A 21598-nucleotide genomic window follows, 5' to 3' on the forward strand; every position below is an offset into this window, starting at 1 on the left:
GACCATCGCCTCCGTCGCCGCGTGTGCGCTTTTTGTTGACCTTTATTTCCAATTTATTAGAAAATGCCTCCATCATCATGGAACGCGGCCAAATGGACAGTCCGAACGACCCCGGAATCAACGAGCGAATCGCCCGTTGCGTGCGCGACTTGCGCGCCACGCGCGGCCTGACGCTGGACGCACTGGCCGCGCGTAGCGGCGTGAGTCGTTCGATGATCTCGATGATCGAGCGAGGCGCCGCCAGCCCCACCGCGGTCGTGCTGGAGAAGCTCGCTGCCGGGCTTTCCGTGTCGATGGCGAGCCTCTTCGGCACGAGCAGCGAAGACACACCCGCCGAACCCCTGGTGCGCCGCGAACAGCAGGCGCAATGGCGCGACCCGCAGTCCGGCTATACGCGCAGGAGCGTGTCGCCGCCCAACTGGCCGTCGCCGATCCAGCTGGTCGAAGTCGATTTCCCGGCCGGCGCGCGCGTAGCCTACGAAACCAGCCGCCGCGAAAACGTGCTTCACCAGCAGGTCTGGGTGATGGAAGGACGTATCGACGTGGAGCTGGGCGATCAACGGCATTCGCTCCATGCGGGTGATTGCCTCGCCATGCGGCTCGACCGGCCCCTGATCTTCAGCAATCCGGGCACGCGGGCCGCGCGCTATGTCGTCGCCATCTGCGACATGAGCGGTGTCTGAACCCACGTAGCGCGGTCCAGCCTGCCACCCTTTTCATTTAAAGAGGATTCCCTATGAACTCGAAATCAAAGAGCGACGCTGTGCGCTTCATCGACTGCAACGAAGCGGAGCATGCGACGGCGATTCTCGAGATCCTCAACGACGCAATCGTCAATTCGACGGCGCTCTACGACTACAAGCCGCGCCCGCCCGAGGCGATGGCGGCCTGGTTCGGCGCCAAGCGCGCGAACGGCTTTCCGGTAGTGGGCGCCGTGGACGAGGCCGGCACGCTGCTCGGCTTCGCGAGCTGGGGCACGTTTCGCGCGTTTCCGGCGAACAAGTACACGGTCGAACACAGCGTGTACGTGCATCGCGACCAGCGCGGACGCGGCCTCGGCGAGCGCCTGCTCCTCGAGTTGATCCGGCGCGCCCGCGGGCAGCAGATTCATGTGCTCGTGGGCTGCATCGACGCGGCCAATTCCGGCAGCATCGCCCTGCACACGAAGCTCGGATTCACTCACGCAGGCACGATCAAGGAAGCGGGATTCAAATTCGGCCGCTGGCTCGACGCCGCTTTCTACCAGCTCAATCTGGAGATGCCCGCGCCGCCCGTGGACGGCTGAAGTACGCGCGCTTTCTTGCGCGCAGCCGCTCACGGGCCGCTCGCATCGAGGCGCACGCCGCGCGGGACGCGCGCAGGTTCACGTGACTGCGACTGAGGCGCTCGGCTTTTCGCCTGGCGCGCCGCGCTTGCCAGCGCACAACGAGCACAGCGCACCCTACTGCCGCAAGCACGGCCGCGCGAAACGGCTGCGACTCGAACGCCTTGATCGGCACGTGCAGCAGCACGATCGAAACGACCACGGCAGCCTGAATGAGGACCAACGAAAGCGAAGCGGCGATAACGTAGACGCGCAGGCGGTCGGTCGGCGGCTTCATGCGGCTGTACTCCCGGAAGGTTGCGCGAACAACGATGTCCAGCGTGGCTGGCACCAGCCTTGCCCCTCGCGACTGTCAGTCACATGGCGGCGCGCAACAGTGGGCAAGGTCATGCGATCGTGACCGCTGTTACCTGAAGAGAACCTTAAGAGAAGCTGCGTGCGATGACGTTTTTTCGTCTGACGAAATTTCCTTTTTTGGTCCATTCAGCGCTTACATAAGGTTGGCTTAAGTTGGCGCAGGGTACGCTGGAACGCTGCAACCCGTATGGCCAATGCAGTCATGAATCGCACCTACGAATATCGCGGCTACGCAATCCGCGTTGGCGTCGAAGCGAATGGCCCGGTCCCGCTCGAGCGCTCGGAAATCAAACGCCCTCGTTACGCGGCCGTGGTAAGCATCGCCTCAAGCGACAATCCCGCCGCGCCCTCGTCCGCCCTGAAAATCGACGACGCTGCCGGGCTCCCCTTCAGCTCCGATATCGACGCCTTGATGGGCGGCTACAGCGCGGCCCGCCGCCTGATCGACGAACAGCTCGCCGATACGCAAGGCTGACCCCCAAAGCCAAAAAAAGGTTCTTCGCGGATTTGCGCACTCTGAGTATGGCCCAGCGCATACGGGCTAGACGGATCAGCTATCTGCAAGAGCCAACAGCGCTTCACCCTTGGCGGCAGCCCGTTGAAAGGCGTCTCGCTGTGTAACCCTGCCGACATACTCCAGGAAGGCGTCACGCCTGGGCAGGGTCTCGAGCCCCAGACCCCAGCCAATATGCGATCCGACGTAGACGTCGGCCGCAGTGAATCGCTCTCCGGCAATGAAAGTACTTGAACGCACTGCGCGTTCGAGTTGGTCCACCGTGCGCTCATAGCTGCCGTGGCCGAAGAAGAACTCCTGCTCCGCAGCCGGCACGAACCCGGCTCGATGGTTGGTGACAGCCTGCTCGACCGGTCCCGCCGCGAAAAACATCCACCGGTAGTAGTTGGCCCGCTCTTGCGCAGTGGGCGCCAGGCCAGCGTCCGGGAAGGTTTCGGCGAGGTACGCGCAGATTGCCGCACTCTCCGATATCACCCGGCCGTCATGCACAATTGCCGGCACCTTGCCCATCGGGTTCACCTCCGTGAAAAAGCGACTACGCTCGTCGAGAATGCCATATGAGCGCGCGAGCGCTGCGCCGCCCCATCGATCCGCCTCGCTGGAGCGTTCGTAATCGAGCACAACCGTTTCGTACTCGCACCCTGCCTCTTCGAGCATCCAGTGCACGATGCGGCCGCGGGAGTTGGGGTTGGTATAAAACGTCAGTGGCAATGTCCCACTCACCCGAATCAGATCTTCTGCTTCGTTGCGCTCTCTCGCCTGCATCGTTACTCTCCTCTGGACATTCCGCCCGCTACGTGGATGACGGGACAAAGATAAAACATTGGCCGCACGGTCGCATCAGCTTGACACGCCAGATAACTTGCGGAGTACGCCAATCGCGAATACAGTGCGATCCACGCCGATTGCAGACGAAGGTTGCTCTCAAATCCTTCCTGAGCGGACGGCCTCCTCTATCCTGCAACTGGCGCAGCGAACGGTTCCTTCCCGTTCGCCAGGAATCTTCGACGCGTGTGGGGCCAGGCAGTCGAAGCCCTTAATTGCGCGTGGCGTCATCGAAGGCAAACTCAATGAAAGACGTTCGTGGGGACCGCTGCAAAGTGCCGGAATCCTTCTGGCGCGCCGTTGAGCTACAGGGACTGCGTTCTGAGGCGGTCCTGAGGGTGGCCGGTCTTCCTGCCATGCTCCGTCACGATGCAGCTGCGAGCATCAGCACCGCTGAGCTTTTCGCAATCTGGCGTGCCATCGAATCACTGTCAGGTGATGCAGGCTTCGGCATCAAAATGGTCCGAGACACCAGCACCGCAACGCATAAGCTTGCGTTCCTCGCCGCTACCTATGCCGAAAATTATCGTGATGGTCTGGCGAGGGTTATCCGATTCAAGCGGCTTTGCAGCCCCGATAAGCTCCATTGCGAGGAGAAGAACGGCCGTGTCTCGATCACGATCGAATGGCCGCACGGCACTGAGCCGGAGCCTGATCTCTCGGTCGATGCCAGCTTTGCAATGCTGATCGAGTTGGGACGGCGTGGAACGGGTCAACATCTAAGCCCGGTAGCGATCGAGTTCAAACGGGCCCGCCCCGTTACGGACTTCCACGACGCCTACTTCAACTGCCCGATCCGCTTCGGCGCGGCACAAAACCGGTTAGTTCTGGCTTGCGCCGATCTTGACCGCCCGTTTATCAATCACAACCCGGAGCTCTTGCATATGCTTGCGCCCGCGCTGGCGCAAGCGATGAGCGAACTGGAAGCGGAAAGCACCCTGGTCGAGCAAATCAAAACGGTGCTCAAACGGATTATGCCGAGCGGCCGACCCGAGATTACCAGTGTCGGTCGCGAGCTCGGCATGAGCGAACGCACTTTGCAGCGTCGGATTACAGCGGAAGGCACGACGTTCCGTGCGCTCCTCGGCGATGCTCGTCAGGAGCTTGGCATGCAGTTGCTGTCGGACCCCGCTTTAGAGATCCAGGAAGTGGCTTGGCTCTTGGGTTACCAGGATACCAACTCGTTCTATCGTGCCTTCCGTGAATGGGCGGACACGACGCCAGGGAGATGGCGTCAAATGAAACGACGATCAGCAAATAGCGGAAAGCACCCCGGTTGAGCAAATCACAACGGCGCCCAACCGGGTTATGCCCAGCGCCGTCCCGAGGTCGCCGGTGTCAGTTGTGAGCCAACCCGCGGCCGAAATCTGCGAAGAGCAAAAAAAAGCGCGAAGGCCCGAAGCCCTCGCGCGCTTTTGCAGGGACGCCTTACGAGCGCACCCCGCTTGGGGCTCAGTCGCGGTTCGCCTGCAACACCGTCAACGCGGCCATGTTGATGATGCGTCGCACCGTCGAGCTGGACGTCAGCACGTTCACCGGCGCATTCACGCCCAGCAGGAACGGGCCGACCGCCACGTTGCTGCCCGCACCCGTCTTGAGCAGGTTGTAGGCGATGTTGCCCGAGTCCACGTTCGGGCAGACGAGCAGGTTCGCGGCACCCTTGAGCTTCGAATGCGGCAGGATGCGCAGGCGCAGCGCTTCGTCCAGTGCGCAGTCCCCGTGCATTTCCCCATCGATTTCCAGGTCGGGATTCTTTTCCGTCACGAGCTTGAGCACTTCGCGCATCTTGGTGCCCGAGGCCGAGCTGCCCGAGCCGAAGTTCGAACGCGAGAGCAGCGCGACCTTCGGTGCGAGATTGAGCCACTCCATCTGACGCGCGGCCGCCAGCGTGAATTCGGCGATCTGCTCGGCGTTGGGGTTGTCGTTCACGTGCGTGTCGACGATCGCGACCGTGCGCTTGTCGAGCAGCAGGATGTTCATCGCCGCGTACGTATTCGCGTTGCGCTGCTTGCCGATCACCTCGTCGACGAAGCGCAGGTGGTCGTGATAGGCGCCCACCGTGCCGCACACCATGCCGTCGGCGTCGCCGAGGCGCACCATCATCGCGCCGATCAGCGTGAGGCGGCGGCGCATTTCCACACGCGCCATCTCCTTCGAAATGCCATCGCGGCAACGCAGTTCCCAGTAGGTCGTCCAGTACTGGTGGAAGCGTTCATCGTACTCGGGGTTCGTGACTTCCACGTCTTCGCCGAGCTTCAGGCGCAGACCGAATTTCTCGATGCGGGCGAGCAGCACCTCGGGGCGGCCGATCAGGATCGGACGCGCAAGCTTCTCGTCCACGATCACCTGCACCGCGCGCAGCACGCGCTCTTCTTCGCCTTCGGCGAACACGATGCGCGACTTGCCGCCGTCACGCACGAACTGCTTCGCGGCCGCGAAGATCGGCTTCATGAACGCGCCCGAGTGATACACGAACTGCTGAAGTTCGTTCGTGTAGGCGCCGAAGTCGTCGATGGGGCGCGTGGCCACGCCGTCTTCCATCGCGGCCTTGGCCACGGCCGGAGCGATTCGTACGATCAAACGCGAGTCGAACGGCTTCGGGATCAGGTACTTCGGCCCGAAACGCAGGTCGTAAGCGCCGTAGGCGGCGGCCACCGAGTCGTTCAGCTCTTCTTCCGCGAGCTTGGCGATAGCATGCACGGCCGCGATTTCCATGTTGCGCGTGATGGTCGTTGCGCCTACATCGAGTGCGCCGCGGAAGATGTACGGGAAGCACAGCACGTTATTGACCTGGTTCGGGAAATCCGAACGGCCCGTGGCGATCACCGCGTCCGGGCGCGCTTCGAGCGCGACCTCGGGGAAAATTTCCGGCGTCGGGTTCGCGAGCGCCAGAATGAGCGGCTTGTCCGCCATCTTCGTGACCATGTCGGCCTTGAGCACGCCGCCCGCCGAAAGGCCGAGGAACACGTCCGCGCCTTCGATCACTTCGGAAAGCGAGCGCGCCGAGGTGTCCTGCGCGAAGCGTTCCTTGTCCGGGTCCATCAGCGTCGTGCGCCCCTGGTAGACCACGCCGTCGATGTCGGTCACCCAGATGTTCTTGAGCGGCAGGCCCAGATCCACCATGAGGTCCAGACACGCGAGCGCCGCCGCGCCCGCGCCCGAGGTCACGACCTTGACCTTCGTGATGTCCTTGCCGATCACCTTCAGGCCGTTCATGAACGCGGCCGAAACGGTGATCGCGGTGCCGTGCTGGTCGTCGTGGAAGACCGGAATCTTCATGCGCTCGCGCAGCTTGCGCTCGACCGTGAAGCAGTCGGGCGCCTTGATGTCTTCCAGATTGATCCCGCCGAACGTGGCTTCGAGGCTCGCGATGATGTCCACGAGCTTGTCGGGATCGCTTTCGGTGATTTCGATGTCGAACACGTCGATGCCGGCGAACTTCTTGAAGAGCACCGCCTTGCCTTCCATGACCGGCTTGGAGGCCAGCGCGCCGATATTGCCGAGGCCCAGCACGGCCGTGCCGTTCGTGATCACGCCCACCAGGTTGCCACGGCTCGTGTAGCGAAACGAGTTCTGCGGATCTTCGACGATCTCCTCGCAGGCCACGGCCACGCCCGGCGTATAGGCAAGCGCGAGATCGCGCTGGGTGACGAGGGGCTTGCTGGCCGTCACCGAGATCTTGCCCGGCGTGGGGAACTGGTGATATTCGAGGGCGGCCTGACGATCGGTCTTGTTCATGTTCCTCACTCTGATGATGTGCCCCACGCACGGAAGGCGCGGCGGTCGTGTCCGAATGAGACGATTCTAGAGAGCCGTCATAACCTGCCCATTTTGATTTAGTATGGGGCCATTATTTTTTTGTTATGCCCCCGGTTATTGTGTCTTTCAGCATCGACGAAGTGACGAGGCGGTTGAATACGCGCCTGAAAATGCGCCATCTGGTGCTGCTCCTGCAGATTCGCCAGCACGGCTCGCTCACGCGCGTGGCGGAGCACATGGCGACGAGCCAGCCCGCCGTCACCAACGCGCTGGCCGAAATGGAGAGCATGTTCGGCGCGCCCCTTTTCGAACGTTCGTCGCGCGGCATGACGCCCACGGCGCTCGGCAACGTGGTGCTCGCGCGTGCCCAGGCCATGCTGCACGACCTCGATCACCTCGCGCGCGACATCGAAGCCGTGGTGGCCGGCCACGCCACGCGCGTGCACGTGGGCGTGATTCCGTTCATCTCGGGGCGCACGCTCGCGGCGGCGATCCGCGTTACCCAATCGCGCCTTCCGCAGCGCGTCACCATGACGATTCACGAAGGCACCAGCGACGCGCTCCTGCCGCAGTTGCGCGACCACACCCTCGATATCGTGATCGGCCGCGCGTCTTCTGCTGTCGATGTCTCGCAGCTGCGCTTCGAGGTGCTGCATCAGCAAAAGCCGCGGCTCATCGCGAGCCGGCGGCTCGCGGCGCGTCTCGCGCGCGGCAAGCTCAACTGGGAAAAGCTCGTCGAGCTGGACTGGATACTGGGCGCGCCGCACACGCCCATGCGCGAGCAGATTTCCGATCTCTTCCTGCACGCGGGCGTGGCGCCGCCCGTACCCATCGTGGAAAGCTACACGTCGCGGCTGATCGGCGAAATGATCGTTGCGAACGAAAACGCCGTGTCGATCGTGCCCGCCGATATCGCCGAGGAACTCGTGCACTTCGCGGGCGTGGCGATCGTGCCGTACACGCTCGACTGGACGCTGCCGCCCGTTGCCATGTTCACGCGTGCCGGCGTGCTGCGCGATGTCGATGCGACCTTTGGGCAGTCGCTGCGCGAGTTGTATCAGGAGGCGGAGAAGGCGCGGGGTTAGCGCCTTTTCCTGCAACTCGCTTTCCTGCTCTTCCAGCTCCAGCCCGTGCGTGCGGTCGTGGTCGAGCAGTTCGCGCACGAGTTCTTCCAGCGTCATGCGCCGAACGCCGTCGCGCAGCCCGCAGCGTAGCCGCTGCTCGGGCGTGAGGCGCTTGAGCGATGCGCAAAGACGGCGCCGGCCTTCGCTGAATTCGCCCATGGCCGTGACGAGATCCTGGCGCAGGTATGCGCGCGCTTCGGCGAGCGCCGTGCCGTCCACGGAGGCGATTTCCGGCAGTTGGACCTTGCGCACGGCGCTGAAACGCTCCGCAAAAACCGTGTCGAGATCGCGCAGATGGCAGGCGTACTCGAGCAACGAGAAGCCCGTGCCCTCTCTCAAACCCCTCGCCCGCCTCCAGCCGGAGCACGATATGCGTGTCGCCCGCGTTCGCGCCGTCGACATAGCGGTCCTTCAGATACGCATCCACGCTCACTGGCGCATGATTCGCCCCGCCGTGACCGACGGGTGTCGACGAACTGCCGCGCGAGGTCCTGAAAGAGATCGATGTCCTCGACGAGGACCACGCGCAAATTCCAGCGCGTGACGCTCATGGCATAGGCGCGCAATCGCGCCGTCCGCGATTCGATCTGCCGCGGGAAAGCGCCCGAGCGGGCCACGATCGCCGCGTTTTAGGTGTTTACCCGCGATCGTATTGTCAGCCAGTTATCGATATGCCGATAATACTCTCATGGATGTGAAAACTGCAGTGCGCGTCTTCGACGTGGTCAACCTCTTTGCCGAAGTCCGGCAACCGATGATCTACAGCGAGATTGCGCGTCGAACCGGGATCCCGCTGTCGAGCTGCCACGCGCTGCTACAGACGATGGTGGCCAAAGGCTATCTGTACGCGCCGGGCGTCAAGGCCGGCTATTACCCCACGCAGCGCCTGCTGCATGTCGCGCGCGACATCTGCAGCGAGGACCCGCTCACGCTGATGTTCCAGCCGCTGCTCACCGCGCTGCGCGACGCCACCGGCGAGACGGCCGCGCTCGCCACGCTCGCGGGCACCCGCGTGGTCTATCTCGACGTGATGGAGTCGCGCCAGAAGATTCGCTACAGCGACGAACCGGGCGGTTTCATGACCATCGCCAGCGCGGCGGGCAAGGCGCTGCTCGGCGCGCTGCCCCCGGCCGCGCGCCGCAAGCTGCTCGACAGTTGCGAGCCGCCGTTGCGCTCGGCCAGTGGCGCGGTCATCGAGCGCGGCGCGTTCGAGCGCGACGTCGAGCAGGGCGTGACCGACGGCTGGCATCGCTCGACGGGCGAAAGCGTGGAGGACGTGGCCGGTCTCGCGCGCGGCTTCCTGATTCATGGCGAAGCGTTTGCGCTCGTCATCGGCGCGCCCAAGGCGCGTCTTCTGAAGAACGAGCAGAACGCCGTGAAGGCGCTGCTCGAGGTGTACGCGCAAATCCCGCCCTCGCTGCTCACCGCTTGAGGCGCCTCCCGGACACTGCAGGTAGCGATGCACGAACGCGGCCGGTTGATCCGGCGCGCTTGGCTTCCCGAAGTTGGAGATAGACAGCATGCGTTGGAAGAACCGGCCGGAAGGCTCGACCTGGGGCGACTTCGGTCCCGACGATCAATTGGGCCGCCCCAATCTCATCGGCGCGGAGCAGGTGCTCAAGGGCGCGCAGGAGATACGCGCGGGTCTCACGTTCACGCTTTCGCTGCCGCTCGACTTTCCGGGCGAGAGCAAGCTGAACGTGCGCCGCCATCCGCCCGTGCTGCGTCCCACCTTCCGCGACGGCCTGCCCTATGTGAATTTTCCGTTCGCGCGCAACGAAGCGGGCGCCACCGACGTGGTGAGCGACGATCAGGTGTTGCTCTCGCTGCAATATTCCACGCAGTGGGACTCGCTCGCGCACGTGGGCGCGCGCTTCGACGCCAACGGCGACGGCGTGGCCGAGAGCGTTTACTACAACGGCTATCGAGCGAACGTGGACGTGATCGGCCCGATGGAATATCGCGCCGAAGACAATTTCGCACCTCACGCGTGCGGCGGCGAGCATAGCCATGCGGACGTGCTCGGCATCGAGCACCTCGCCGTGAAGGGCATGCAGGGCCGCGGCGTGCTGATCGATTTGACCGCGCATTTCGGCCGCGAATTGCGCACCGTGGGCTACGACGACCTGATGCGCGTGATCGAGGCCGACGGCGTGGAGGTCGAGCGCGGCGACATGCTGGTGCTGCGCACCGGCTTCGCGGAGATGGTGCTCGACATGAACCGCCAGCCCGATGAAGCCGTTTTGTCGAGCCACTGCAGCGCACTCGACGGGCGCGACGAGCGCCTGCTGCAATGGATCACCGATTCGGGCATCGCCGCGCTCGCCGCCGACAACTATGCCGTCGAGCGCTTTCCCGCGCGCGCGCCGGACACGCCCGGCGATCATCCGCTTTTGCCGCTGCATCACCACTGCCTCTTCAAGCTCGGCCTGCCGCTAGGCGAGCTTTGGTATCTGCGCGATCTCGCGCTGTGGCTGCGCGAACACGAGCGCTCGCGCTTCATGCTCACCGCGCCGCCGCTGCGGCTGCCGGGCGCGATGGGCTCGCCCGTCACGCCGGTCGCCACGGTTTGATCGACTCATTCGTATTCCTCTGTTTTATCCACATTCCTGAAAGAACATGGCGAAAGAAAGAGTCCTGATTACCGGCGGGGCCGCCGGCATCGGCGCCGCGTGCGCCGCGCGCTGCGAGGCCGACGGTTACGAAGCGGTCGTGATCGACCGCGTGGGCGACGGCATCCTGGCCGACCTCTCCGACACCCGAGCAACGGCGGCCGCGCTCGCCCGCGCGCTGGAAGGCGGACCGATCACGCGGCTCATCAACAACGTGGGCGTGGTCGTGCCCAACGATGCCGGGCACCAGACGCTCGAAGAACTCGAACGCGCGTGGGCGCTCAACGTGCGCTGCGCGCAGCAGTGCATGCAGGCGCTCCTGCCCGACATGAAAGCCGCAGGCTTCGGGCGCATCGTCAACATGTCGTCGCGCGCCGCGCTCGGCAAGGAGCTGCGCACGGCCTATTCGGCCACCAAGGCCGCGTTGATCGGCATGACGCGCGTATGGGCGCTCGAACTCGGCGCGTTCGGCGTCACAGCGAACGCCATTGGCCCCGGCCCGATCCGCACCGAACTCTTCGACCGCGCCAATCCGCCCGGCGCGCCACGCACGGAAGCCATCATCAACGCCGTGCCCGTGAAGCGCGTGGGCACGCCCGAAGATGTCGCGCACGCGGCGTCGTATCTGCTCGACGCGCGCAGCGGCTTCGTCACGGGCCAGGTGCTCTATGTGTGCGGCGGCATGACCGTCGGCTTCGCGGGGGTTTGACGATGGCGAGCCCTGAACCGCGCGTGCGACGACGTGCCGGCATCGTCGGTGCGGGCAGCATCGGCGTGGCGTTCGCCATCTGCTTCGCGCGGGCCGGCTGGCGCGTGCGTCTCTACGATCCCGACGCTGCGCGCCGCGCCGCCGCGCCTGAAGAGATTGCGTCGCGCCTCGACGATCTCACGCAATACGCGCTGCTCGACGAAAGCGCGAGCGAGATCGCCGCGCGCGTCTCGATTGTCGATACGCTCGAAGCCGCCGCGGCCCAGTCCGATCTGGTGCAGGAATGCGCGCCCGAGCGCGCCGGGCTCAAGCGCGAGATCTTCGCGCAGCTCGACCGCGCCGCGCCGCCCGAAGCGATCCTCGCGAGTGCTTCGTCGTTCCTCGCGGCGTCGAAGTTCGTGGACGAGGCGCTGACGGGCCACGCACGCTGCCTCGTCGCCCATCCCGGCAACCCGCCCTACCTCGTGCCCGTGGTCGAGATCGTGCCCGCGCCTTTCACTTCCGAAGCGGCGGCCGCACGCGCCATCACGCTTTACGGCGAAGCGGGCATGAAGCCCGTGCGCGTGAAGCACGAAGTGGAAGGCTTCATTTTCAACCGCCTGCAAGGCGCCGTGCTGCGCGAGGCGTATTGCCTCGTGCGCGATGGCGTCGCGACGGTGGAAGACATCGACACCGTGATGCGCGACGGTCTTGGCCCGCGCTGGTCGGTGATCGGTCCGTTCGAGACCGTCGATCTGAACACGCGCGGCGGCATCGCCTCGCATGCGCAGAAGATGGGGCCCTCGTACGAGCGCATGGGCGCAGAACGCGGCCAGCACGACCCGTGGACGCCCGAACTCGTCGCGCACGTCGAGGCGGCAAGGCGCGCGGCGCTACCGCTCGAACAATGGGACGCGCGCGTGAGCTGGCGCGACCGCCAGCTCATGCGGCTCGCCCGCCATCGCAAGACCCAAAGCCACGACGACTCATAAGCGCTCGCCAGTGCCCGTCACGCGCGCGCAGCGAGACCCGAAGAGACCCTACAACGACTACGATTCCGATAGAGAAACTTCCATGCAGAAAGTCACCGCATTCTTTACCGAGCTGATGCGCCGGTATTTGCCCGATCCGTTCGTCTTCGCGATCGGCCTCACCCTGCTGACGATGGCGCTCGCCGTGATCGTGCAAGGGCAAGCCGTCACGGCCCTCACCACGAGCTGGGGCAAGGGCTTCTGGGCGCTGCTCGCATTCACCACGCAAATGGCGGTGATTCTCGCGATGGGCTACGTGCTCGCGACGGCACCGCTCACCGACCGCTTCCTCAACCGCCTGGTGGCGCGCGTCAACGATCCGCGCATGGCCGTGATCGTCGCGACGCTGGTGGGCGGCATCGGCAGCTATCTGAACTGGGGCTTCGGCCTCGTGGTGGGCGGCATCGTCGCGCGCAAGCTCGCGCTGCGCGTGAAAGGCGTGCACTACCCGCTCATCATCGCATCGGCCTATAGCGGCTTTACGCTCTACGGCCTCGGACTTTCGGCGAGCATTCCCGTGCTGATCTCGACGAAGGGGCATCCGCTCGAGGCGCAGATGGGCGTCATTCCGCTCTCCGATACGATTTTCTCGCCCGCCATGCTCATCACGAGTCTCGTGACCATCATCACGCTGCCGCTCCTGAATGCCTGGCTGCATCCGAAGGCCGGCCAGCCGATCAAGGAGATCGACCGCGCCCTCGAAGAAAAGCAGCAGAAGGACGCTGCGCCCGGCGTGGATCTCGACGAAGGCAACACGCTCGCCAACCGCCTGAACAACAGCCGCCTTCTGAGCTACTTGATCGGCCTGATCGGCATGGGCTACGTCGCGCTGCACTTCGTGCAAGGCGGCTCGATCGACCTCAACCTCATCAACTTCTTCATTCTGTTTCTCGGCATTCTGCTGCTCGGCACGCCGATCCGTTATGTGGAGAAGCTCAACGAAGGCATTCGCACGATCAGCGGCATCATTCTGCAGTACCCGTTCTATGCGGGCATCATGGCGATCATGGCGTCTTCGGGTCTCGTCAATACGTTTTCCGAAGCGTTCGTGAAGGTCGCTACACCGGGCACGCTGCCGTTCTGGGGCTTGATCAGCTCGTTCGTCATCAACTTCTTCGCGCCTTCGGGCGGCGGCCACTGGGTCATTCAAGGCCCGTTCATGATCGAGGCGGCGAAGACGATCGGCGCCTCGGTGGGCCACACTTCGACGGCCGTGATGCTCGGCAACGCCTGGAACGACCTCGTGCAGCCGTTCTGGATCCTGCCCGCCCTTGCGCTCTCGAAGCTCAAGCTCAAGGACATCATGGGCTACACGGTCATCATGATGTTCTGGATCGGCATCGTCTATTCGGTTGCGATTCTCGCCTGGGGCTGACTGGATCTCACACGCGCGCTTTTCCGAACCCGCATCCTTACCGGAGACCATTCATGCTGTATCTCGTGCACATGCAGGTGCAAATTCCGCACGGCACCGACGCAGCCTTCGCCGACGCGCTGAAGGCCGAAGAAAAGGCGTTTTCGCAGAAGCTGCAACGAGAAGGCAAATGGCGCCACCTGTGGCGCGTGGCCGGCGAGTACGCGAATTACAGCGTATTCGACGTCGAATCGAACGATGAGTTGCACACGCTGCTTTGCGCGCTGCCGCTCTTCCCGTTCATGAAGATCAGCGTGACGCCGCTCGCCCAGCATCCTTCGGCCATCGCGCCGAACTGACGGGAGCGCGCCATGCCCTTTCTCATCGAAACATTCGACAAGCCCGGTCACGCCAAGGTGCGAGCACGCGAGCGCGACGCACATCTGGAATTTCTCGCGCGCAACAAGACGCTTTTGCTCGCGTGCGGCGCGAAGCTCAACGACGACGGCAGCAGCGCAGGCGGCGGCATCTATATCGTCGACGTCGAAACCCGTGAGGAAGCTGAGCGCTTCATCGCGCAGGACCCGTTCACGCTCGTCGGGCTGTTCGAGAGCGTGAAGATCGTGCGCTGGCGCAAGGCCTACGTCGACGGGACCTGCTACCTGTAGGCGCCACGCGCGCATCCTTTCGAACGTTCCGTTCGTTATCGACACTCGAACGGCGCCGTGCTCCCCTGTACGGCGCCGCTTTGGCCCGGCGTGTGCCTCCGCACGCCGGGCCGTTTTTCGTTTCCAGCTTTCCCGGGATTGCCCTCGTGGGCCCGTTGCCGCATCAAGCCGCGCGCTGGTAGTACAGGTTCTGCGGGTGACGCGCCTGCGCAAAGAAAAACCAGCGCTCGGCGACGAGGCCCGCGTACTGTACGACGCAAGCCGCGATCAGCAGCGTCGCGGACAGCGGTTGCAGCCCCTGGAGCACGACCACGAGCAGCGCGAGCGGCACCACGAAGACACCCGCAATAAACCCCCACTTGACCCGCCGCATCACCGCATCGGACTGGCCGTGAAAGAACTCGCGCAAATTGAAGGCGCTTGCCGTAAAGCCGCGCGAAATCTGCCTCACCTTGCTGGCCTGGATACCGGTGGCGGATTGCAGCGTCGAGCGCGGGTGCAGCCGTTCATTGCGAGCGAGCGTGGCGACGCGGCTCACGCAACCCGCCACCGTCAGCAAGCTCGCGACAAGTCCCAGCGCAGGCACGATGACGGGCGCGAACCAAGCTGCGCACGCCGTCGCCATCGTGAAGCCCGATGCGCAACCGAGCAGCACGAAATTCGCGAGCGTGAGCGGCGTTGCCCATTCCTGAAGGAAGCGCAGGCAGGCATAAATCATTGCCGTGCAAACGAAGAGGCTGATGCTCGCCAGCGCGGCTATCCCACCGGCGGCGAGCGACCATGACGCATTCATCCAGTGAGCCACGCCGTACAGGAACGTCGCAGCGAGAAACACGGGAAGCGCCAGACATTCGCGCGAAAGCCACGAAGTGCGCCACATGGCGATGGCGCGCCACGCGCGTTCCGGGTGCCCGAGATGGAAGACCGAGGCGACGAGTCCCAGCACGCCCAGCGTCAGCGCGAGCCCGGCCCCGAACACATAGAACGGCTGCGGAACGTGCAGCGATGCCGACCATTCCGGATGCAGCCGCATGAGCCACTCGACGCCGAACAGCGCAATCAGCAAGCCTTGCCCCGCGCCGCAAAGCGTGGTCAGGAAAACGACGGAAAATGCGGGTCTCATTCAAATCTCCGTGGTCGCTTCCGGTCGCGGGCGCGCGAAGAGCGACTTCACTCGTGTAGCAAACGCGGCCAGATTGAGCTTGCCGGCGTCCCGTTGCACATCGTGCCGCCCGGCGACAGGCATCGCAGGCGTGCCGCGCCGGATCGCGAGGCTCACCAGGTCGATGGGCTCGCCGAGATCGGGCATGTCGATGGGCGCGCCTGTCGACGCGCCGCTGCCACAGCCGCACGAACCGCTGCCGCAACTGCTGCCTGTCTTCTGCCGGGGCAAATAATGATTCGAAGGCCTGGTCCCCCACTCCGGCATCAATTGATAGCCGCCGCGCGCCTCTATCGCCTTCGACACCTCCGACTCGGGGTCGTGAATGTCCCCGAAAATGCGCGCCGACGTGGGGCACGCGAGCACGCAAGCCGGTTTGCGGTCGCGCTCGGGCAGCGCTTCGTTATCAATGCGGTCCGCGCACAGCGTGCACTTGGTCATTTCCTTGCGCGCTTCATCGAGTTCGCGCGCGCCATAAGGGCAGGCCCACGAGCAATACTTGCAGCCGATGCACTTGTCGTAGTCGACGAGCACGAGCCCGTCTTCCTTGCGCTTGAAGCTCGCGCCGGTCGGGCAGACCGGCACGCACGGCGGGTCTTCGCAGTGCAGGCACGATTTCGGGAAGTGAATGGTGTCCGAGTCCGGAAACTCGCCCGCCTCATAGGTCTGCACGCGGTTGAAGAAGGTGCCGGACGGATCGGCGTCGTAGGGGCGCACATCGGAAAGGCTGCCCGCCTGCCCCGAGGTATTCCATTCCTTGCAGCTCGTCACGCATGCGTGACACCCCACGCAGACGTTCAGGTCGATCACCAACGCCATTTGTGTCATTTCGGTGTCCTCCTTACTTGCGCGTTACGACATTGCGCAGGCGCGCAGCGAACTTGCCGCCGCCCGCGAAATACGCCTGCACCCGCCCGACCGGGCCGGTGGAACCCGGCAAAGGCCGCATCGGCTCGAACTGGGGCAGCGTGTGGTCGGCATCGGCCTCGGCCGGATAGACGCGCACGCGCACGTCGTACCACGCCGCCTGCCCCGTAACCGGATCCGAGTTGGAGACGCGCCGGCCTTCGTCGAAGGGCAGTTCTTCGGTAATCAGATGGTTGAGCAGGAAGCCGCGTTGCGACTCGTTGGCGTCCGGACCGAGATTCCACGCACCGGCCGCCTTGCCGATCGCGTTCCAGGTCCATACGGTGCCGGGCTCGACTGCCTCGCTGTAGCGGGCCATGCAGCGCACCTTGCCCCACTGCGACTCGACATAGATCCAGCCGCCGTCCTCGATGCCGTTTGCTTTCGCCATGCGCGGATTCAGGTAAAGGTAGTTCTCGCCGTGAATTTGCCGCAGCCACGCATTCTGCGAATCCCACGAGTGATACATGGCCATGGGGCGCTGCGTGACCGCCGCCAGCGGAAAGCGTTCGAGATCGGTTGCCGCGAGTTCCAGCGGCGCGTACCAGAACGGCAGCGGATCGAAATACTGCTCAACGCGCGCGCGCAAATGCTCTGGCGGCTGGCGCGCGTCAGTCTTGCCTTGCGCGGCGAGGCGGAACTTCTGCATCACATCGGAATACAGCTGGATAAGAATCGGTTCTCCAAATTTCCGGAATCCCTTCTCGACCGCGAACTGCAGGTAAGGCCCGTTCACGCCGCGCATGTACTGCATTTCCTCCGGCAGCGTGTAATGGAACACGCAGTTGTTCTTCGCGTACTCCTCCCATTGGCGGGGATTGGGCTCGCCCACGAGCGCCTTGTCGCCGTCCTTGCCGCGCCAGCCGATCAGGAAGCCGACACCGGAATCCGGCGCGGTCTGGAAATTGACGATGAAGTCCGGATAGTCCTTGAATTTGCGTTTGCCTTCCGCCGTCGTGAACGCGGGCAGTTTCAGGCGGCTCGCCAGTTCGACGAGCACTTCCTGGAAAGGACGGCACTCGCCGGTTCGCTCCAGCACCGGCACGCGCACGGAGTCCACCGGTCCGTCGAATTCGGAAATCGGGCGGTCGAGCATCGACATCGCGTCGTGCCGCTCCAGATAGGTCGTATCGGGGAGGATCAGATCGGCGAATGCCGTCATCTCCGACTGGAACGCATCGCACACCACGAGGAACGGGATCTTGTACTCGCCGTCCGGCCCGCGGTCGGTCAGCATCTTGCGGACCTCGCCCGTGTTCATCGACGAGTTCCACGCCATGTTCGCCATGAAGATCAGCAGCGTGTCGATGGGGTACGGGTCGCCTCGCCACGCGTTCGTGATGACGTTGTGCATGAGGCCGTGCACGGCAAGCGGGTATTCCCACGAGAACGCCTTGTCGATTCGCACGGGCTCGCCCGCTTCGTCGATGAAGAGATCGCCGGGCGCCGCTGGCCAGCCGAGCGGCCCCGACGGCAACGGCGTATTCGGCTTGACGTCGTTCGGACTGGATGGCGGCTTCGCCGACGGCGGCACTGCGCGCGGATACGGCGACTTGTGACGGAAACCACCGGGCCGATCGATCGTGCCAAGCAGCGACATCAGCACGGCCAGCGCGCGAATCGACTGAAAGCCGTTGGAGTGCGCGGCGAGTCCCCGCATGGCGTGAAAAGCGATTGGGTTGCCCGTCACGCTTTCGTGCTTTACGCCCCACGCGTCCGTCCACGCAATCGGCAATGTGATCTTGTGGTCGCGCGCCGTCTGCGCCATCTCGCGCGCGAGACGGCGGATCGTATCCGCCGTGATCCCGGTGATCTCCTGCGCCCACTCGGGCGTCGTCTCCTTGAAGCGCTCGCGCAACAGCGCGAAGGAAGGGGCGACGGGCGTGCCATCGGGAAGCACATAGCGTCCGTCGAGCGCGGGCTCGGCGCCGGGCGTGTGATGCTGCACCGCCTTGCCGGTCTTTTCGTCCCACCACAGATGGTTTTGCGGGAAGAGCGGATTGCCCGCGGCAAGCGCGGGATCCTTCACGAAGAGGCCGAACGTGTCGCTCTCCGTTCGCATGTCCAGCAGTTCGCCCGCGTTTGTGTAGCGCTTGACGAACTCGTGATCGTACGCGTTCGCCTCGATCAGCTCGTGGATCAGCGCCATGAACAGCGCGCCGTCCGTGCCGGGCCGAATGGGCACCCATTCGTCGGCGATGGCCGCATAGCCGGTGCGGATCGGGTTGATCGCGATGAAACGTCCGCCCGCGCGCTTGAACTTCGAAATGGCGATCTTGAGCGGATTGGAGTGATGGTCCTCCGCCGTGCCGATCATGATGAAGAGCTTCGCGCGGTCGAGGTCCGGGCCGCCGAACTCCCAGAACGAGCCGCCCATCGTATAGATCATGCCCGCCGCCATGTTCGCCGAGCAAAAGCCGCCGTGTGCCGCGTAGTTCGGTGTGCCGAACTGCCTCGCGAAGAGGCCGGTCAACGCCTGCATCTGGTCGCGGCCCGTGAACAGCGCGAATTTTTTTGGATCGGTGGCCCGCAGGTGCGCGAGGCGCTTTTCGATGGTTTCGAGCGCCACCTCCCACGAAACGGGCTCGAACTGCGCTTCGCCACGTTCCGCACTCCGCTTGCGCATGAGCGGCTGCGTGAGCCGCGCCGGGGAATACTGCTTCATGATCCCCGACGAACCCTTCGCGCAGATCACCCCCTGGTTCAGCGGGTGTTCCGGGTTGCCGTCGATATAGCGGACTTCCCCGTCGCGCAGATGGACGCGAATGCCGCAGCGGCACGCGCACATGTAGCAGGTCGTGGTCTTGATTTCCAGCTTTTCGTCTTGTGTTCGGGCGCCGTGTTCCACGAGCAGGCCTCCATTACGTCCGACAGGCGCCCGGTAAGGGCCGGCGCTCGCCATTCATACGGCAGAAATGGTATTCCCACATGATTGACCCATCAACTTTGCATTCCGGATATCAGCCATCACGGATTCCGATAGTTTTCCTTCGCCCCCCCCTGCTGCGGGAAATCCCGATTCCCCGAACGCCATCCCGCGCGGTATGGTCCAGCCCTTTGCAACTCCCCATCCCACACGTTTGCAAAGCATGGATATCCGAACAACGCGCATTCGCAATCAGTTGCAGGGGCGAATCGTCTCGATCATCAGAGGCGCGGTCCATTCCGAAGTCGATGTCGTCACTGCGGCAGGCCTCTTCACGTCCGTCGTCGAAACGGAGCTACTGGACTTGATCGGCTTGAAAGCGGGGTCCGCGGTCGTCGCAACCGTCAAGTCATCGGACGTCAAACTCGCGGCGGCTTGACGCGCCACGCACGTCATGGGGTTGCGCGCCGGGGGCTCCCATATAGTTGACTTTTCAAGTTAACCGCCGAAGCGGGAAGCGAGTATGCGACATGCGGGCCGTGCGCCTTTCAGGCCCATGCTTCACACGCCGCTGCACAGCAAACGCCGGAATGTCATCTTCAGGTCATGCGAGCGCGCCATCGTTGGGCCTACACCCACCCTGCGATGCCTGCGTCCGCGCGCGTCAGTCATGGAGTACGCGAGCGCTGGCTTCGCCCCTCTGCCCGCGAGGCGAGACGACATGACCCAAAAAGACATCCCCGAGAATGCACCCACCGAAAGCGGCGCCGGCGTCTCGCGTCGCGGCTTCCTCAAGCTTGCCGGCGCGTCGGGCTTCGCGAGCGCGGCCAGCGCCTTCGCGGGCAGCGCGAAGGCCGATGCCGCCGCACCCGACGGCACGCCCGAGCAGATCCACCTCACCTGGGGCGAAGACCCGACTCGCGAAGTCGTCGTATCCTGGGCCTCGCTCGCGTCTTCCACGAACCCGCGCGTGACCTGGAGCGCCGATCGCGGCAAGCGCGAGACCGTGCACGCCGTTCAGCGCACCTATACGGACGGGCTCACGGGCGCCGTCGTTTTCACGTATCACGCGCGGCTGCGCGGGCTGGACCCGGCCACGACCTATCGCTACGAAGTCACCGCCGATAACGACAGCCGCGCCGGCAGCCCCTTCAGTTCGAGTTTCTCCACGGCGCCGCGCGCTCGCGCGCCGTTCCGCTTCACGAGCTACGGCGACCTCGCCACGCCGAATACGGGCTGGGTGCTTTCGTCGCCGCAAAGCCGCTTCGCCGTGGAAGCGGTCGAGCGCTTCCAGCCGCTCTTTCATCTGTTGAATGGCGACCTCTGCTACGCGAACCTGAATCCCGCACACCAGACCGACGTGTGGCGCGACTTCGGCAACAACAATCAGAGTTCGGCGGCGAACCGTCCCTGGATGCCGTGCCCCGGCAATCACGAGATCGAGTTCTACAACGGCGCACAAGGCCTGAACTCGTATCTCACGCGCTATACGCTGCCCGACAACGGCACGCCGTTTCCAGGGCACTGGTACAGCTTCCGCGTGAGCAACGTGCTGTTCGTCTCGCTCGACGCCGACGACGTGGTCTACCAGGACGCCGCCGCCTTCGTGGCTGGCCCCAAACCGCTCACGCCCGCGGCCAGCACGGGCAATGCGCCGATCCCGCCGGGCACGTCGTTCTACGTGCGCGGGTACAGCAACGGCGAGCAGACCCGCTGGCTCGAAACGACGCTCAAGCGGGCGAGGCACGACGACGACATCGACTGGATCGTGGTGCAGATGCACCAGGACGCGCTCAGTTCGTCGAAGACGGGCAATGGATCGGACAAGGGCATACGCGAGGCATGGCTGCCTCTGTTCGACCGTTACGGCGTGGATCTCGTGGTGTGCGGCCACGATCACGATTACGAGCGCAGCTACCCCGTGCGCGGCTGCAATCATCATGCGGGCGTCGACGCGAAGACCGGTGCAATGGTGGATACGCTCCAGCCGCGCCCTGTTTCGCACGCGCAAGGTCCGGGCAACACGTTCGACACGAGCCACGGCACGATCCACCTGATCCTCGGCGGCGGCGGCACGAGCGCACCGCTCGACGTTTACGGCGTGAATGTCGGCAACGGCAATCCGCAAGCGCAGGTGTTCACGAAGCCCAATCACCCGGTGGCGGGCGCGACCCCGGGCACGTACGCGCGGCCGACGGCGGATGCGCGCGAAGACGCGATCTGGTCGGCGCAGCGCGATACGGGCACGGGCTATGGCATCGCGGTGTTCGACGTCGACCCGGGCACGCACGGCGGCAACACCACGATCACCTTGAACTACTATCACGCACCCGGCGCCGATCATGCGCCTACCGGGAATTATGAGTTGTTCGAAACGATTACGCTGTCGAAGGCGCGATGAGCAAAAA

General features: G+C 64.3%; 19 protein-coding genes and 2 pseudogenes. 14 read left to right on the forward strand and 7 right to left on the reverse strand.

Translation table 11 applies throughout. From position 1 onward, the window contains the following. Positions 1–92 precede the first annotated feature (92 nt). Together VSR34_RS06575 and VSR34_RS06580 are read left to right on the forward strand one after the other, a co-directional pair. Positions 93–683 (forward strand): XRE family transcriptional regulator, encoded by a 591-nt coding sequence (locus VSR34_RS06575; protein WP_244145258.1) that lies wholly within the window; start codon positions 93–95, stop codon positions 681–683. Between the two features lie 53 nt (positions 684–736). Next, on the forward strand, positions 737–1285 hold the full coding sequence (locus VSR34_RS06580) for a GNAT family N-acetyltransferase (protein ID WP_028210711.1): 549 nt from the start codon (positions 737–739) through the stop codon (positions 1283–1285). Here VSR34_RS06580 and VSR34_RS06585 read toward each other — a convergent pair. Then, positions 1248–1601, reverse strand: a complete 354-nt coding sequence (locus VSR34_RS06585; RefSeq protein WP_028210710.1) for a hypothetical protein — start codon at positions 1599–1601, stop codon at positions 1248–1250. The genes VSR34_RS06580 and VSR34_RS06585 overlap by 38 nt on opposite strands. A gap of 282 nt (positions 1602–1883) precedes the next feature. Here VSR34_RS06585 and VSR34_RS06590 point away from each other — a divergent pair, with 282 nt between their 5' ends. Then, positions 1884–2156 (forward strand): hypothetical protein, encoded by a 273-nt coding sequence (locus VSR34_RS06590; RefSeq protein ID WP_028210709.1) that lies wholly within the window; start codon positions 1884–1886, stop codon positions 2154–2156. Positions 2157–2231: 75 nt separating this feature from the next. Here VSR34_RS06590 and VSR34_RS06595 read toward each other — a convergent pair whose 3' ends face one another. Continuing rightward, positions 2232–2960 (reverse strand): glutathione S-transferase family protein, encoded by a 729-nt coding sequence (locus VSR34_RS06595; protein ID WP_042288055.1) that lies wholly within the window; start codon positions 2958–2960, stop codon positions 2232–2234. 305 nt (positions 2961–3265) lie between these two features. On the opposite strand from VSR34_RS06595, the gene VSR34_RS06600 reads away from it, so the two are divergent. Next, entirely contained in the window at positions 3266–4300 is a 1035-nt protein-coding gene (locus VSR34_RS06600) for an AraC family transcriptional regulator (protein WP_028210707.1), read from the forward strand. 172 nt (positions 4301–4472) lie between these two features. On the opposite strand, the gene VSR34_RS06605 is transcribed toward VSR34_RS06600, so the two are convergent. After that, the gene (locus VSR34_RS06605; RefSeq protein WP_342962153.1) at positions 4473–6758 is read right to left on the reverse strand and encodes an NADP-dependent malic enzyme; all 2286 of its coding nucleotides are present in this window, start codon (positions 6756–6758) and stop codon (positions 4473–4475) included. Between the two features lie 140 nt (positions 6759–6898). On the opposite strand from VSR34_RS06605, the gene VSR34_RS06610 reads away from it, so the two are divergent. Continuing rightward, positions 6899–7864, forward strand: coding sequence for a LysR family transcriptional regulator (locus VSR34_RS06610; protein WP_342962154.1), 966 nt, complete (start codon positions 6899–6901; stop codon positions 7862–7864). Positions 7865–7876: 12 nt separating this feature from the next. Here VSR34_RS06610 and VSR34_RS06615 read toward each other — a convergent pair. Continuing rightward, positions 7877–8236 (reverse strand): annotated as a pseudogene (locus VSR34_RS06615) (DinB family protein); the annotation flags it as partial. A gap of 355 nt (positions 8237–8591) precedes the next feature. Between VSR34_RS06615 and VSR34_RS06620 the strand changes: the two are divergent. From VSR34_RS06620 to VSR34_RS06650, 7 genes are all read left to right on the forward strand, one after another. Further along, positions 8592–9335, forward strand: a complete 744-nt coding sequence (locus tag VSR34_RS06620) for a helix-turn-helix domain-containing protein (protein WP_028210704.1) — start codon at positions 8592–8594, stop codon at positions 9333–9335. A gap of 88 nt (positions 9336–9423) precedes the next feature. Then, positions 9424–10476, forward strand: a complete 1053-nt coding sequence (locus VSR34_RS06625; protein ID WP_028210703.1) for a cyclase family protein — start codon at positions 9424–9426, stop codon at positions 10474–10476. 46 nt (positions 10477–10522) lie between these two features. Then, the gene (locus VSR34_RS06630) at positions 10523–11224 is read left to right on the forward strand and encodes an SDR family oxidoreductase (RefSeq protein WP_028210702.1); all 702 of its coding nucleotides are present in this window, start codon (positions 10523–10525) and stop codon (positions 11222–11224) included. Positions 11225–11247: 23 nt separating this feature from the next. Continuing rightward, the gene (locus tag VSR34_RS06635; protein ID WP_342962155.1) at positions 11248–12195 is read left to right on the forward strand and encodes a 3-hydroxyacyl-CoA dehydrogenase; all 948 of its coding nucleotides are present in this window, start codon (positions 11248–11250) and stop codon (positions 12193–12195) included. An 82-nt stretch (positions 12196–12277) separates the two neighbouring features. Next, positions 12278–13609, forward strand: a complete 1332-nt coding sequence (locus VSR34_RS06640; RefSeq protein WP_028210701.1) for a TIGR00366 family protein — start codon at positions 12278–12280, stop codon at positions 13607–13609. 53 nt (positions 13610–13662) lie between these two features. Further along, positions 13663–13947: a muconolactone Delta-isomerase gene (gene catC / locus VSR34_RS06645; protein ID WP_028210700.1), complete on the forward strand. Its 285-nt coding sequence runs from the start codon at positions 13663–13665 to the stop codon at positions 13945–13947. Positions 13948–13959: 12 nt separating this feature from the next. Beyond that, positions 13960–14256: a YciI family protein gene (locus tag VSR34_RS06650; RefSeq protein ID WP_028210699.1), complete on the forward strand. Its 297-nt coding sequence runs from the start codon at positions 13960–13962 to the stop codon at positions 14254–14256. Between the two features lie 163 nt (positions 14257–14419). Here the strand turns inward: VSR34_RS06650 and VSR34_RS06655 are convergent, their stop codons facing one another. From VSR34_RS06655 to VSR34_RS06665, 3 genes and pseudogenes are all read right to left on the reverse strand, one after another. After that, positions 14420–15379, reverse strand: a complete 960-nt coding sequence (locus VSR34_RS06655; RefSeq protein ID WP_342962156.1) for a DmsC/YnfH family molybdoenzyme membrane anchor subunit — start codon at positions 15377–15379, stop codon at positions 14420–14422. A gap of 204 nt (positions 15380–15583) precedes the next feature. Continuing rightward, positions 15584–16246, reverse strand: a pseudogene (locus VSR34_RS06660) (4Fe-4S dicluster domain-containing protein); the annotation flags it as partial. A 13-nt stretch (positions 16247–16259) separates the two neighbouring features. After that, positions 16260–19172: a molybdopterin oxidoreductase family protein gene (locus VSR34_RS06665; RefSeq protein ID WP_342962157.1), complete on the reverse strand. Its 2913-nt coding sequence runs from the start codon at positions 19170–19172 to the stop codon at positions 16260–16262. Positions 19173–19413: 241 nt separating this feature from the next. On the opposite strand from VSR34_RS06665, the gene VSR34_RS06670 reads away from it, so the two are divergent. Together VSR34_RS06670 and VSR34_RS06675 are read left to right on the forward strand one after the other, a co-directional pair. Beyond that, entirely contained in the window at positions 19414–19629 is a 216-nt protein-coding gene (locus tag VSR34_RS06670) for a TOBE domain-containing protein (RefSeq protein WP_028210696.1), read from the forward strand. A 282-nt stretch (positions 19630–19911) separates the two neighbouring features. Then, the gene (locus VSR34_RS06675; protein ID WP_342962158.1) at positions 19912–21591 is read left to right on the forward strand and encodes a metallophosphoesterase family protein; all 1680 of its coding nucleotides are present in this window, start codon (positions 19912–19914) and stop codon (positions 21589–21591) included. Positions 21592–21598: the final 7 nt, after the last annotated feature.

This window comes from Paraburkholderia sp. JHI2823 (genome assembly GCF_038900695.1).
Lineage (GTDB): Bacteria > Pseudomonadota > Gammaproteobacteria > Burkholderiales > Burkholderiaceae > Paraburkholderia > Paraburkholderia mimosarum.

Bases quoted from the DNA above. Each gene is read 5' to 3' on its own strand.
- VSR34_RS06575 (WP_244145258.1), top strand. From the start codon at position 93: ATGGACAGTCCGAACGACCCCGGAATCAACGAGCGAATCGCCCGTTGC.
- VSR34_RS06580 (WP_028210711.1), top strand. From the start codon at position 737: ATGAACTCGAAATCAAAGAGCGACGCTGTGCGCTTCATCGACTGCAAC.
- VSR34_RS06585 (WP_028210710.1), bottom strand. From the start codon at position 1,601: ATGAAGCCGCCGACCGACCGCCTGCGCGTCTACGTTATCGCCGCTTCG.
- VSR34_RS06590 (WP_028210709.1), top strand. From the start codon at position 1,884: ATGAATCGCACCTACGAATATCGCGGCTACGCAATCCGCGTTGGCGTC.
- VSR34_RS06595 (WP_042288055.1), bottom strand. From the start codon at position 2,960: ATGCAGGCGAGAGAGCGCAACGAAGCAGAAGATCTGATTCGGGTGAGT.
- VSR34_RS06600 (WP_028210707.1), top strand. From the start codon at position 3,266: ATGAAAGACGTTCGTGGGGACCGCTGCAAAGTGCCGGAATCCTTCTGG.
- VSR34_RS06605 (WP_342962153.1), bottom strand. From the start codon at position 6,758: ATGAACAAGACCGATCGTCAGGCCGCCCTCGAATATCACCAGTTCCCC.
- VSR34_RS06620 (WP_028210704.1), top strand. From the start codon at position 8,592: ATGGATGTGAAAACTGCAGTGCGCGTCTTCGACGTGGTCAACCTCTTT.
- VSR34_RS06625 (WP_028210703.1), top strand. From the start codon at position 9,424: ATGCGTTGGAAGAACCGGCCGGAAGGCTCGACCTGGGGCGACTTCGGT.
- VSR34_RS06630 (WP_028210702.1), top strand. From the start codon at position 10,523: ATGGCGAAAGAAAGAGTCCTGATTACCGGCGGGGCCGCCGGCATCGGC.
- VSR34_RS06640 (WP_028210701.1), top strand. From the start codon at position 12,278: ATGCAGAAAGTCACCGCATTCTTTACCGAGCTGATGCGCCGGTATTTG.
- catC (WP_028210700.1), top strand. From the start codon at position 13,663: ATGCTGTATCTCGTGCACATGCAGGTGCAAATTCCGCACGGCACCGAC.
- VSR34_RS06650 (WP_028210699.1), top strand. From the start codon at position 13,960: ATGCCCTTTCTCATCGAAACATTCGACAAGCCCGGTCACGCCAAGGTG.
- VSR34_RS06655 (WP_342962156.1), bottom strand. From the start codon at position 15,379: ATGAGACCCGCATTTTCCGTCGTTTTCCTGACCACGCTTTGCGGCGCG.
- VSR34_RS06670 (WP_028210696.1), top strand. From the start codon at position 19,414: ATGGATATCCGAACAACGCGCATTCGCAATCAGTTGCAGGGGCGAATC.
- VSR34_RS06675 (WP_342962158.1), top strand. From the start codon at position 19,912: ATGACCCAAAAAGACATCCCCGAGAATGCACCCACCGAAAGCGGCGCC.